The sequence below is a fragment of the Polaromonas sp. genome (assembly GCF_010365105.1).
Classification (GTDB): domain Bacteria; phylum Pseudomonadota; class Gammaproteobacteria; order Burkholderiales; family Burkholderiaceae_C; genus Polaromonas.
Genome location: NZ_JAAFGZ010000011.1, coordinates 53,130 through 66,273 on the forward strand (window position 1 = coordinate 53,130; position 13,144 = coordinate 66,273).

General features: G+C 61.5%; 9 protein-coding genes. 5 read left to right on the forward strand and 4 right to left on the reverse strand.

Annotation, left to right across the window (positions count from 1 at the left end; translation table 11 throughout):
* Positions 1 to 29 precede the first annotated feature (29 nt).
* Together glxR and GZ092_RS09750 are read left to right on the forward strand one after the other, a co-directional pair.
* Positions 30 to 911 carry a 2-hydroxy-3-oxopropionate reductase gene (glxR, locus tag GZ092_RS09745; protein ID WP_293636204.1) on the forward strand — a complete coding sequence of 294 codons (882 nt, stop codon included), beginning with the start codon at positions 30 to 32 and terminating at the stop codon, positions 909 to 911.
* A gap of 90 nt (positions 912 to 1,001) precedes the next feature.
* Positions 1,002 to 1,970, forward strand: a complete 969-nt coding sequence (locus GZ092_RS09750; protein ID WP_293636205.1) for a tripartite tricarboxylate transporter substrate binding protein — start codon at positions 1,002 to 1,004, stop codon at positions 1,968 to 1,970.
* Positions 1,971 to 2,152: 182 nt separating this feature from the next.
* Here GZ092_RS09750 and rpoD read toward each other — a convergent pair whose 3' ends face one another.
* Together rpoD and dnaG are read right to left on the reverse strand one after the other, a co-directional pair.
* Positions 2,153 to 4,357 carry an RNA polymerase sigma factor RpoD gene (gene rpoD, locus GZ092_RS09755; RefSeq protein WP_293636206.1) on the reverse strand — a complete coding sequence of 735 codons (2,205 nt, stop codon included), beginning with the start codon at positions 4,355 to 4,357 and terminating at the stop codon, positions 2,153 to 2,155.
* A 392-nt stretch (positions 4,358 to 4,749) separates the two neighbouring features.
* Positions 4,750 to 6,777, reverse strand: coding sequence for a DNA primase (gene dnaG, locus GZ092_RS09760; protein ID WP_293636207.1), 2,028 nt, complete (start codon positions 6,775 to 6,777; stop codon positions 4,750 to 4,752).
* A gap of 137 nt (positions 6,778 to 6,914) precedes the next feature.
* Between dnaG and GZ092_RS09765 the strand changes: the two genes are divergently transcribed.
* The 3 genes from GZ092_RS09765 (at position 6,915) to GZ092_RS09775 (ending at position 9,966) form a co-directional block, all read left to right on the forward strand.
* Entirely contained in the window at positions 6,915 to 7,823 is a 909-nt protein-coding gene (locus tag GZ092_RS09765) for a YihY/virulence factor BrkB family protein (protein WP_293636208.1), read from the forward strand.
* Between the two features lie 258 nt (positions 7,824 to 8,081).
* Entirely contained in the window at positions 8,082 to 9,368 is a 1,287-nt protein-coding gene (locus GZ092_RS09770) for a mechanosensitive ion channel family protein (RefSeq protein ID WP_293636209.1), read from the forward strand.
* Between the two features lie 10 nt (positions 9,369 to 9,378).
* A complete protein-coding gene (locus tag GZ092_RS09775; RefSeq protein WP_293636210.1) occupies positions 9,379 to 9,966 on the forward strand; it encodes a YigZ family protein in 588 nt (195 codons plus the stop codon).
* Positions 9,967 to 10,299: 333 nt separating this feature from the next.
* Here GZ092_RS09775 and ggt read toward each other — a convergent pair whose 3' ends face one another.
* Positions 10,300 to 12,183 carry a gamma-glutamyltransferase gene (ggt, locus tag GZ092_RS09780; protein ID WP_293636211.1) on the reverse strand — a complete coding sequence of 628 codons (1,884 nt, stop codon included), beginning with the start codon at positions 12,181 to 12,183 and terminating at the stop codon, positions 10,300 to 10,302.
* Between the two features lie 182 nt (positions 12,184 to 12,365).
* Positions 12,366 to 13,133, reverse strand: coding sequence for a 3-hydroxyacyl-CoA dehydrogenase (locus tag GZ092_RS09785; RefSeq protein WP_293636212.1), 768 nt, complete (start codon positions 13,131 to 13,133; stop codon positions 12,366 to 12,368).
* Between the last annotated feature and the right edge of the window lie 11 nt (positions 13,134 to 13,144).

A 13,144-nucleotide genomic window follows, 5' to 3' on the forward strand; every position in this document is an offset into this window, starting at 1 on the left:
TTATTATTTCTTTTTGACTGGAGCCAACAATGAGCAAACTTGGATTTATCGGCCTCGGCATCATGGGCGCGCCCATGGCCGCCCACCTGATCGCCGCTGGACACGAAGTTTTCCTGCATACCCGCAGCAAAGTGCCTGCCGAACTGCTGACCGGCCAGGCCAGCGCCTGCGCTTCAGCCCAGGAAGTGGCGCAAAAAGCCGACATCATCTTTTTGATGCTGCCCGACACCCCCGATGTGGCCAAGGTGCTGTTTGGTGACGACGGCGTGGCCAGCGGCTTGAGCCAGGGCAAGACGGTGGTGGACATGAGCTCCATCTCGCCGATGGACACCAAGGAATTCGCTGAAAAAATCAATGCGCTGGGCTGCGACTACCTCGACGCGCCAGTGTCGGGCGGCGAAGTCGGCGCCAAGGCCGGCAGCCTGACCATCATGATCGGCGGCCCCGAGGCGGCGTTTGAACTCGTCAGGCCGCTGTTCGAACTGATGGGCAAGAACATCACGCTGGTTGGCGGCAACGGCGACGGCCAGACCTGCAAGGTCGCCAACCAGATCATCGTGGCGCTGAACATCGCCGCCGTCGGCGAAGCCCTGCTGTTCGCCAGCAAGGCCGGCGCCGACCCGGCCAAAGTGCGCCAGGCGCTGATGGGCGGCTTTGCCGCGTCGCGCATCCTGGAAGTGCATGGCGAACGCATGATCAAGCGCACCTTCAACCCCGGCTTTCGCATCGGCCTGCACCAGAAGGACTTGAGCCTGGCGCTGGCCGGTGCCCGGACGCTGGGCGTGGCGCTGCCGCAGACTGCCGGCGCGGCGCAGCTGATGCAGGTCTGCGCTGCCAACGGCATGCAGGACCTGGACCATTCCGCGCTGGTGCGCAGCCTGGAAATCATGGCCAACCACACCGTCGCCTGAGCACGTCAGGCAAACGGTTTCCGAACCCCTTCAGGGCTGCGGCCTTGAGGGCGGGCAACCCGGGCATCCATTCAATGCAGGAGACAAACCATGTCCATCAACCGTCGTGATCTCGTGGGGGCCACGCTGGCCCTCGGTCTGGGCGCTGCCAGCGCGCAGTCGCCCAACTGGCCAGCCAAGCCGATCCGCATCGTGGTGCCGTACCCGCCGGGCGGCTCGTCCGACATCATTGCCCGGTCGATTGCCCAGCCGCTGTCGGAAGCGCTGAAGCAGTCCGTCATTGTCGAAAACAAGGCCGGCGCCAATGGCAACCTGGGTGCGGACTACGTCGCCAAGTCGGCACCCGACGGCTACACGCTGCTGCTGTGCGACACCGGGGCGCTGGCCATCAGCCCGTCGGTGTACACCAAGCTGCCGTTTGATCCGGCCCGGGACCTGCGCGGCGTGACCATGCTGGCCTATTCGCCGCACCTGCTGGTGGTGCATCCGTCGGTGCCGGCCAGCAACCTGAAGGAACTGGTCGCGCTGTCGAAAAAAACCGAGCTGAACTTTGCCGTCACCGCCATGGGCAGTGCGCCGCACCTGGCCGGCGTGGCGGTCGAGCGCGCCAGCGGCGCCAAATGGCAGTACATCCCGTACAAGGGCGGCTCGCAGGCGATCACCGACACGATGGCCGGGCAAACTCAGATTCTCATGAATGGCATGCTGGCGACCCTGCCGTTTGTGCAGAGCGGCAAGCTCAAGATCCTCGGCGTTTCCAAAGGCAGCCGCATGCCGCTGATTGGCGACGTGCCGACGCTGGCCGAACAAGGGTTGGCCGGGTTCGAGTCCGGCACCTGGCAGGGCATGCTGGTGGCCAACGGCACGCCACCCGCCATCCTGAACCGCCTCAACAGCGAGCTGATCAAGGTCATCCGCCAGCCTGACATTCGCGCCAAGCTGGCCGGGCAGGGCGCCGAGGTGGTCACGATGACGCCAGCGCAGCAGGATGGTTTCTTCAATCAGGAAAAAGTCCGATGGGCCAAGGTTGTGGAGCAGGCCAGCATCAAGCTGGATTGAACATGATCATGATTTGATGGAGCGCATCCGTTCTGGCGCGCGAACGACTTTTCAGCATCAAACAAGCCTTTTGCGCACACCTGGACTGCACAGACAGCTATTCATTCAATAGCAAAAATTCGTGCCCATGAAAAAAGCCAGCGCCTTTTTCAGGGCGCTGGCTTTTTATCGTGATCCGACGTTTACAGCGTGTCGATGAAGCTGCGCAGCTTGTCGCTGCGGCTCGGGTGCTTGAGTTTTCTCAGCGCCTTGGCCTCGATCTGGCGGATGCGCTCGCGCGTCACGTCGAACTGCTTGCCGACTTCTTCGAGCGTGTGGTCGGTGGACATCTCGATGCCGAAACGCATGCGCAGCACCTTGGCTTCGCGCGGCGTCAGGCTGTCGAGGATGTCTTTCACCACATCGCGCAGGCCGGCCTGCATCGCCGCCTCTAACGGTGCGGTGTTGGCGCCGTCCTCGATGAAGTCGCCCAGGTGGCTGTCGTCGTCGTCGCCAATCGGCGTTTCCATCGAGATCGGCTCCTTGGCGATCTTCATGATCTTGCGGATTTTTTCTTCCGGAATCTCCATCTTCTCGGCCAGGATGCTGGCGTCGGGCTCAAAGCCGAACTCCTGCAAGTGCTGGCGGCTCAGGCGGTTCATCTTGTTGATGGTCTCGATCATGTGCACCGGAATGCGGATGGTGCGCGCCTGGTCGGCAATCGAGCGGGTGATGGCCTGGCGAATCCACCAGGTCGCATAGGTCGAGAACTTGTAGCCGCGTCGGTATTCAAACTTGTCCACTGCCTTCATCAGGCCGATATTGCCTTCCTGGATCAAATCGAGGAACTGCAAACCACGGTTGGTGTACTTTTTCGCAATCGAGATCACCAGCCGCAAGTTGGCCTCGATCATTTCCTTCTTGGCGTCACGCGAATTGGATTCGCCCTCGTTCATGCGCTTGTTGATGTCCTTCAGGTGCGCCAGCGGCACCACAACGCGCGACTGCAATTCACCCAGCTTGGTCTGCAGTTCCTGGATCGGCGGAATGTTGCGGGCCATGACGTTCGACCACGGCTTGCCGGACGCGACCTGCTTTTCGACCCATTTCAGGTTCAGCAGGTTGGGTGGGAAGTCCTTGATGAAGGTTTCCTGCGGCATGCCGCACTTTTCGACAATGATCTTGCGCAGTTCGCGTTCCTTTTTGCGCACGTCGAGCACCTGGCCACGCAGCAGGTCGCACAGCTTTTCAATCGTCTTGGCGGTAAAACGCACGGTCATCAGCTCGTCGCTCAGGGCCTTTTGCGTTTTCAGGTAGGTTTGGCTGCCGTAACCTTCTTTTTCGTAGAGCTTTCTGACCTTTTCGGCGTAATCGCCCACTTTTTCAAAACGGTTGAGCGCTTCCTTCTTCAGCTCTTCCAGCTTCTTGGTCAGCGCCTTGGAGCCGCCCTTGCCGTCGTCGTCATCGTCTTCGTCGAATTCGTCGAAGTCTTCCTCGGCAACATAGTCATCGGCTTCGTTGGCCACGGTAAAGCCGTCAACCACTGTCGAAATGACGACCTTGCCTTCGCGAATTTCTTCGGCCAGACGCAAGATTTCGGCGATCGTCGCCGGGCTTTCCGAGATGGCCTCCATCATGCGCATCAAGCCGCCCTCGATGCGCTTGGCAATCTCGATCTCGCCTTCGCGCGTCAGGAGTTCGACCGTGCCCATTTCGCGCATGTACATGCGCACCGGGTCGGTGGTACGGCCGAACTCGCTGTCAACTGTCGACAACGCCGCTTCGGCTTCTTCCTCGGCTTCTTCCTCGGTCGCCACGGTGGCGCCGGTGTTGTTCAGCAGCAGCGTTTCGGCATCCGGCGCCTGCTCATACACCGCCACGCCCATGTCGTTGAGCATGTTGATGACGACTTCGAGCGTCTCGGCATCGACCAGCTTGTCGGGCAGGTGGTCCGAGATTTCGCCGTGCGTGAGGTAGCCGCGCGTCTTGCCGAGCTTGATCAGCGCTTTCAAGCGCTGGCGGCGCTTGAGGATGTCTTCTTCGGACAGGACGGTTTCGTCCAGGCCGAATTCCTTCATCAGGGCGCGTTCCTTGGCCTTGCTGATCTTCATGCGCAGTGGCTTGACCTTTTCAGCGGTAACCGTCACCTCGACCGCTGCCGGCTCTTCGGCAAACTCGGCCTCGATGTCCGACAGGTCTTCATCGCCGTCGAGTCCGGATTCCTTGGTTTTTCGTCCCCGCTTCGGCACGGCTGCGGCCGCTGGAGCGGCTTCAGCCGCTGGCGCCTTGGGCGGGCGGCCAGGTTTCTTTTTGGCAGGCGCAGCGCCTTTGAGCAGTGCGTCTGCAGCGGCGAGAAGTTGGGCTTGGGTGGATTTGGGCTGCACGGCAGGAACTTTCTTCAGGGTCATATCGGTCTCGCAGAATTCAAGAAACTTTTGCCCGGCGGGGCAGGTTCAACACGGGCTTGGAATGGATATGGCGGTTTTTCCAGGTTTTTCAACCTTTTAACCGGGCACATCATCGGCGCGCTGGTTTCCCGACCACAGTCAGGACACCGAAGACAAAAAAAATCAGGATTCAAAAGGGATGCGGTAAAAAATCAAGACAGCTTGTGCCATGGCACAGAAAATCTCAAAATTTTGGCAAGCTGGTTGGGCGAACATTTGGAATGCAGTCCTTGCGGTGCGTTGGCCGTCTCCTGTGGAGTTTCCCTTGGGTTAAAGGGGGCCGGTGCCGGAGGTGCTGCTGTCGCGCTTGCTGAAAATCGGATTATACCCTGAATTTTGAATTAATCCAGTGTTCATGCGGGTTTCGAGGGGGTGCTTCGGGTGCGTGATTGCGCCAGAAGTTCGCGCAATCGCTCCAGCACGGCTGGCTCATTCGGCGCACGTGCGGCCAGGTCTGCAATTTCACTGTCGTGCCTGAGTTGCTGAAGCTGCGCCAATATCCTGCGGGTTTCGCCCCAGTCGTAGTCCACGCCTTCCAGCACTTCGGCAAACTGCGCCAGGGCATGGTGCTCATGGGCATGCCCGCGCAGGCCTTCACGCAGCACGGCCCAGGACTGCGGGCCATGCTCATGCAGCTGGCTTTCCAGCCAGGCAAACAGCGCGCCGTGCGGCGCCGGCAGTCCGAGCAGCAGCTGGTGCTCCTCGGTGCTGAGCCGGTCCCAGCTTTGCGGTTCGGTCAGCAGCAGCCTGAGCACCCGGTCTTCGCGGCTGGCCGGCAAAATGCGGCCCGTCACGCGGCGCGGGGCGGTTCCGGAGGCGAAAGGCTTGCGGCCAAATTTTCCCGGCTTGCCGGGGGAGGCTTCCGGTGACGATGAATAAGAGGACGGCTGCGTAAAGTACGGCTCCGACGCGGCGTAATCGGCATCGTCGTGCCGATCCATTGGCAGATAGTCCCCAAACTCCGGCATGCCGTGGTCCAGGTCAGGCACCGACTTGGCGGGAAAGCCGGGGCCGGAAGAAGGCGACCCGCCGGTTTTTTTGTAGTGGGTTTTACGGCCGCCTGATGCCGGTTGCCAGAGATGGAGCAGTTCGCGGCTGTCAATCATCACCTGGTCGGCAATCTCGGCCAGCAACTGCGGCTTGAGCGCGCCTTCGGGCAGCGAAGTCCAGAGCGGCCGGGCATTGCTGGCCATGTGCGCACGTCCCTCGGCGGTGTCCAGGTCGCAGCCTTCGCCCGCCGCTTCCAGCAGGAAGCGGCTCAGCGGCACCGCCTTGCTGACATAGGCGGCAAAACCTTCCTGGCCGTGCTCGCGGATGAAGCTGTCCGGATCGTGCTCGGCCGGCAGAAACAGGAACTTGACGGTGCGCACGTCACTGGCAAAGGGCAGGGCGGCGTCGAGCGCCTTGTGCGCTGCACGCCGGCCGGCGCTGTCGCCGTCAAAGCTGAACACCACCGAATCGGTGAAGCGGAACAGCTTTTGCACGTGCTCCGAGGTGCAGGCTGTGCCCAGCGTGGCAACCGCATTGGGAAAGCCGAGCTGCGCCAGCGCCACCACATCCATATATCCTTCGGTGACCAGCGCGTAACCGTGCTGGCGCAGGGCGGTGCGCGCTTCGAAAAGTCCGTACAGTTCGCGGCCTTTGCTGAACACCGGGGTTTCGGGAGAATTGAGGTACTTGGGCTTGTCGTCGCCCAGCACCCGACCGCCAAAACCGATGCATTCGCCCTTGACGTTGCGGATCGGAAACATGATCCGGTCGCGGAAACGGTCGTAGCGCTTGGCCTCGCCAGCGACGTTTTCTTCGCCGGGCTCACCGGTGATGACCAGCCCGCTTTCAACCAGCAAGGGGTCGTTGTAGTCGGGAAACACGCTGGCCAGGCCGCGCCATCCTTCAGGGGCATAACCCAGCCCGAAAGTCCTGGCGATTTCGCCTGACACGCCGCGCTGTTTGAAATACTGGATGGCACGATCCGACGTGCGCAGGCTCCTGATGTAGGCCAGTCCGGCCTTTTCCAGCACGCTGGTCAGCGTCGCCTGCTGCTCGCGCACCTGCGCTGCCCGTGCACGGTCCTGGGGCGAAACGTCGTCTTCTGGCACCTGCAGTCCGTATTGCTGGGCCAGGTCTTTCACCGCTTCAATAAAGGTCATGCCGGCGTGGTCCATCAGGAAGCTGATGGCGTTGCCGTTCTTGCCGCAGCCAAAGCAGTGGTAGAACTGTTTGGACGGGCTGACGCTGAAGGACGGCGATTTTTCGCCGTGGAACGGGCACAGGCCCATGAAGTTGGCACCGCCTTTTTTAAGCTGCACGTAGCGGCCGACGATATCGACCACGTCGGCGCGGGCGAGAAGCTCCTGGATGAATGATTGGGGAATGGCCATGGGGGAAAAAAATTGAAAGCCAATTTAAGCACAGCTGCCTACAAAGGATTGGGTGGAAGGCGTCGTCCTGCCTGCCTCAGGCCCCACATAATGAATTCCTTGTTTTTTTCACCTGCCTTCGACCACGGGTTTCTTTCATGACGCTTGAACCGCAGGCCGCTTACGTGCTTCGCCACCCTGGCGCCTTCGCCTGGCAGATACTCAAGGGCTTTCGCGCAAACCAGGGACTGCTGCTGGCCGGCGCGGTGGCCTACTACGCCTTGCTGTCGATTGTTCCGCTGCTGATCCTGATCGCGATTGCGCTCTCGCATGTGATCGACCAGTCAGCGTTGCTGGCGTCGCTGAGCCGTTACATCGGCTGGCTGGCACCGGGAGAATCGCGGTTCATCGTCAACGAACTGACCAATTTTCTGGCGCACCGCGACGTCATGGGCTGGGTGCTGCTGTGCACGATGCTGTTTTTCAGTTCGCTGGCCTTTACCGTGCTGGAAAACGCGATGTCGGTGATTTTCCTGCACCGCGTGGCGATCCGGCGGCGGCATTTCCTGGTGTCGGCCGTGCTGCCTTACTGCTATATTTTTTGTCTGGGTCTGGGCTTCCTGCTGATGACGCTGGTGGCGGGAAGTTTTCAGGCGCTGGGTGACAAGAGTATTGATTTGCTGGGCGCAAGCTGGTCGCTGAGCGGTTTTTCAGGCATTTTGCTTTACCTGCTGGGGCTGACCGGCGAGATCTTCGTGCTCACCTCGGTCTACATGGTGATGCCGGTGGGACAGTTGTCCCTGCGCAAGGCGCTGATGGGCGGCGTGACGGCTGCGCTGCTGTGGGAAGTGACGCGCCATGTGCTGGTCTGGTACTTCGCCACGCTGTCTCAGGTTGGACTTGTGTATGGCTCGCTGACTACGGCCATCGTGGTCTTGCTGAGCCTTGAGATTGCTGCGACGCTGCTGCTGCTGGGCGCGCAGGTAATTTCAGAATATGAACGCATTGGTACCGCCGGGCCGAAAGCGCCGCCCCAGCCCCTGCGAACGAACCAGCCGCTTGAGTAGCCTGGCGCGATGGTTCCGGGCCAGCGGCCGAAAACCTCGGCCGGTAAACTCCCGGAGTTTGAATTTGACAGACGGGTTTGACTGCCAGAGTCGATGGGGCTGATTGCTATGATTTGAATAGCTGCTTTTGCTTGCCAGGTATGCGCAAGAGGCATTTTTCATCTATTTTCATGACTGGAGCCGTCTCGCAGTGGTACTTGCGAACCAAATGCACCCTCGCCGGTCTGACCGGCTTTCCAATACAAACACTGGCCTGCATTGAATCTTTCCTATTTCACAAAATTAGAACCCTGGCTACAGGCCTTTGCGGGGCTGGCGGCGTTGCTGGCACTGTCCGTGGTGGTGCGCTTCGTGGTGGTGCTGGTGTTCATGCCGATTCTTCGGCGCATCCGCAACCGGGCCGATTCACGGCTGACCGATGTGGTGCTGGCCGACGCTGCAGTGCGCCGCATGGCCCAGGTCTTTCCGCTTGTGGTGATTTTGATGGGCATCGAGGAGGTGCCCCACCTGAGTCTGAAGGTGGTAACGGTGATGGGCAATGTTGCCATGGCTTTCATGGTGATCCAGATGGTGCGCTCGCTGCTGGCCATGCTCGATGCGCTGCTGCTGGCGCAACACCAGAACGTCGCAGGCGACGGCCAGACCGTCGCCATGAAAGTGCGCTCCATCAAGAGTTATGTGCAACTGGGGAAATTGATCCTGATGGTGGCTGCCGCCATCATCGCGGCGGCCACGCTGTTCAACCGCTCGCCGCTGATCGTGCTGTCGGGGCTGGGCGCGATGTCGGCCGTGCTGATGCTGGTGTTCAAGGACACGATCCTGTCTTTCACCGCCGGCGTATTGCTGTCGTCAAACGACATGCTGCGGCTGGGTGACTGGATCGAAATGCCGCAGGTCGGGGCTGACGGCGATGTGGTGGATATCGCGCTGCACACGGTCAAGGTGCAAAACTGGGACAAGACCATCACCACCATCCCCACCTGGCGGCTGATGTCCGAGAGCTACCGTAACTGGCGCGGCATGTCGGAGTCAGGTGGCCGGCGCATCAAGCGCACCTTGCGGCTGGATGCGAGTTCCGTGCGCTTTCTGGAGGACGCCGACATCGCCTACCTGAGCAACATCGCGCTGTTGCGGCCTTACCTGCAAGGCAAACGCGCAACGCTGACCGAGCTCAACAGCCAGGCACGTGTTGAACTTGGCGAAAAAGGAGCGTTTCCGGCCAACCAGCACCGACTGACCAATATTGGTACTTTCCGCGCCTACATCGAGGTTTACCTGCGCGGCAACCCGCGCGTTCACCAGGCCATGACGCTGATGGTGCGGACGCTGGAGCCCACGCCCGAAGGCGTGCCGATCGAGGTGTATTGTTTCACTGCCAGCACTGCCTGGATGGTCTACGAAAGCACGCAGGGCGACATCTTTGATCACCTGCTGGCCATCCTGCCCGAGTTCGGCCTGCGCCTGTACCAAAGCCCGACCGGAAACGACTTGCGCATCGGCATGACGCAGCGGGCCGAAACCGTGCAGGCCTTGCGTAAAGCCTGAACTTTTCGCCATGTACAAGCTAGCCGCGCCCGCCAGCGCCGAAATCGTCATCAAGAAAAGCCGCTTCATCGGCATGTTGTTCTCCGTCGCTAGCCGGGCCGAGGCCCAACTGCTGCTGGCCGGGCAGCGCCGGCAGCATCCAGGCGCCTGCCATGTGTGCTGGGCACTGGTGTGCGACGGTGATTCGGGTCTGGACGACGACGGCGAACCGTCCGGCACGGCGGCCAAGCCCATGTACAACGTGCTGATGCACAAGGACTTGATGAACGTGCTCGCCGTGGTCGTGCGTTACTGGGGCGGCATCAAGCTGGGCGCGGGAGGCCTGACACGCGCCTACGGCCAGGCCATTTCAGAGGCGGTCAAGAATGCCGAACTGCAGCCGGTCGAGCCAGAGTGCGAACGGCGCTGCGTGCTGCAGTTTGCCGACGAATCCAGCCTGCGCCGGCTGTGCGAACAGCAGCATGTCACGGTATTGGATGCCGCGTATGCTGAAGCCGTCACCCTCGTGTTGCGCATGAAGGTCAGCCAGGCCCGCGAGTTTGAAGCGTCGGCGCGCAACCTGCTGCGTGGCGCGCTGCAGTTCAGTCGGGCAGCCTGAGCGCCGCCACGCCAGCCGCCTCCATACGGAAATCCATCCAGCCCAATATGCAGACCGGCCATCTTTTTAACGCCATCCCGGCCAACCTGCCAGCCGAAATCAGCGAGTGCCTGATGCAATCCGGCAACGTCAACGGCCAAATTTGCACTTCACAAGCGCAAGACTGCTTGCACTGCATTGCCGTTATTCGCCATGCCTTGGATACATCAAAGCGCAGTCTCATTCATAAACCCACAAAAAAAGAGCCCGCCTGCCACCGCAAGTGCGCTCTTTTTAGATAGCAACCAGCGCCCGCCCATCAAGCGCTGCGGCGCTATTTGGCTAAAATTCCCCTCAATCTCCCATCACCAGACCTTCACGCCGGGGATCGGCGCCGCCCAGCCACATGGGCTGGCCATGGATTACGCCGCGCGTGATGGCTTGCAGGCCGCTGGTCATGGCCAGTTCACGCACTTCGGCGCCGCGCGTGCGCAGCGCTTCGACGGTGGCCGGGGCAAAGCGCTTTTCTTCCAGCAGCGTCGGCCCGTTCAGCGACCCAAAATTGGGCAGGTCGATGGCTTGCTGTGGCAGCATGCCCCAGTTCAGCACGCCGTACAGCGTCTTGGCGGTGAAGTGGATGATCAGCGCGCCGCCAGGGCTGCCGCCGCTCATGACGAGCTGGCCGGTGGCCTTGTCGAACACCAATGTCGGCGCCATCGACGAGCGCGGCCGTTTGTTGGCCTGCACGCGGTTGGCGACCGGCTTGCCTTCGGCGTCTGTGGGCGCAAAGCTGAAGTCGGTCAGTTCGTTGTTCAACAAAAAGCCGCCCGCCTTGCCGGTGCCGCCGTCGGTCATCAGGCGCGAGCCGAACTGGTCCTCGATCGTGGTCGTCATGGCAATGGCGTTGCCAAAACTGTCAACGATGCTGATGTGCGATGTGCCGTGTTCGATCTGGTCAGGCATGGGTGCGTAAGCGGTCCTGACCACGCCGGGTACACCGGGTTTGGCCACTTTCATGCTCGGGCCGCTGGGCTGGATCAGGCTGGCACGTGACTTGAGGTAGGCCGGGTCGAGCAGGCTCATCCAGCTGCCGCCAGGCGGTTGCACGAAATCAGGGTCGCCCAGGTATTGGGCGCGGTCGGCAAAGGCCAGGCGCGAGGCTTCGGTGTACAGGTGCAGCCAGTCAGCCGAAGGCGTGGGGCCGGTGGTGCCGGGCACGCCGCCCATGCCGGTGACGAGGCCGAGCGTGGAGGCTGGCGTGTTGTCCAGCATGCCCAGGATCTGTCCGATGGCTATGGCGCCCGAACTAGGGGGCGGCATGCCACAAAGTACGTAAGCCTTGCCGCGTGCGCTGTAGTCAGCGCAAATAGGCTGGCGTTTTTTCGCCTGGTAGCCGGCGAGGTCGCCCATGGACAGCTTGCCGGGGTTGCTGGTGTGGCTTTGCACCTTGGCAACGATGGACTGCGCCACCGCACCGGTCAGCAGTGCGCTGGAGCCCTTGCTGGCAATTTGTCGAAGCACGTCAGCCAGCGCCGGGTTGCGCAGCGTGGTGCCAATGTCGACCGGCGAGCCGTCGGGCTTGTAGAAGTAGGCGGCCGCCGTACGGTCGTTCTTCAGGTATTTTTCGTCCTTGAGCAAGGTACCCAGCCGGGCGCTGACCTTGAAGCCGTTGTCGGCCAGCGCAATGGCCGGCTCGAACAATTTGGCCCAGGGCAGCTTGCCGTATTGTTTGTGTGCCATTTCCAGCATGCGCACCGTGCCGGGCGTACCGACCGAACGCCCGCCGACCACGCCGTCGTAAAACGGCATGGGCTTGCCGTCGGTGCCCATGAACAGGTTTTCATTGGCCGATGACGGCGCGGTTTCACGGCCATCGAAGGCTTCGACCTTGGTGCCGCTGGAATGCAAGAGAAAAGCGCCGCCGCCAATGCCACTGGATTGGGGCTCGACCAGCGTCAGCACCATTTGTACGGCAATGGCCGCATCAATCGCCGAACCGCCGGCCTTGAGCACCTGGTAGCCTGCCTCGGTGGCCAGCGGATTGGCCGCCGCGACAGCGAATTTGCTGGTGGCCCAGCCGGGCTTGGGCGTGTAGCCGGTCGCGCTTTCGGGCTGCTGCACAGTGGTGCCGGAGCCAGTCGGGCCGGACGGCGCAGTTGACTGCGGGCTGGTGGTCGGTGTGTTGGCGCAGGCGGTCAGCAGGCTGGCAAATGCAACGGTACTTAACAGACGTTTCATGCGTTCTCCTCCGGGTTGGGTGAGTCGTCATGCTACGGCAACGCGTTGCGTTTGTGTGGTTTGCGGCAAGTCTGCGCTGGGTTTAGTGGTTTTTTGGCACTTTGCGCAAGCAGGGCGTGCGCCGACAGCTATTAAAAACAGAGCATGCGCAGCCCGGCCTGGCCACGCATGCCGCTGGCGCTTTAGCGCGGCGCCAGGCGGATCGCGCCATCGAGGCGGATCACTTCACCGTTCAGCATGTCGTTTTCAAAAATGTGCCTGGCCAGCTTGGAATAGTCCTGCGGCGTTCCCAGACGCGAAGGGAAGGGCACGGCGGCGGCCAGTGAATCCTGCACTTCCTGCGGCATGCCGAACATCATCGGCGTGCCGAAAATGCCGGGGGCAATCGTCATGTTGCGGATGCCATTGCGCGCCAGATCGCGGGCAATGGGCAGCGTCATGCCGACCACGCCACCCTTGGAAGCGCTGTAGGCGGCCTGGCCCATCTGGCCGTCGTAGGCCGCCACAGAGGCCGTGGAAATCAGCACGCCGCGCTCGCCGGTGGCTTCGGGTTCGTTCTTGCACATGGCTTCAGAAGCCAGACGGATCATGTTGAAGCTGCCAATCAGGTTGACGGTGATGGTCTTGCTGAACACCGCCAGGCTGTGCGCGCCGTTCTTGCCGACGGTCTTTTCAGCCGGTGCAATGCCGGCGCAGTTCACCAGGCCCATCAGCTTGCCCATGGACACGGCCTTGGCCACCACGGCCTGGCCGTCGGCTTCCTGGCTCACGTCGCACTTGACGAAAGCAGCGTTGCCTTCACCCAGTTCCTTGGCGATGGCTTCGCCCTTTTCAGCCTGCATGTCGGCAATCACGACCTTGCCGCCGTTGGCGACCAGCATGCGTGCCGTGCCTTCGCCCAGCCCTGAGGCGCCACCGGTGACGATAAATACCTTGCCTGCGATGTCCATGGAATATTCCT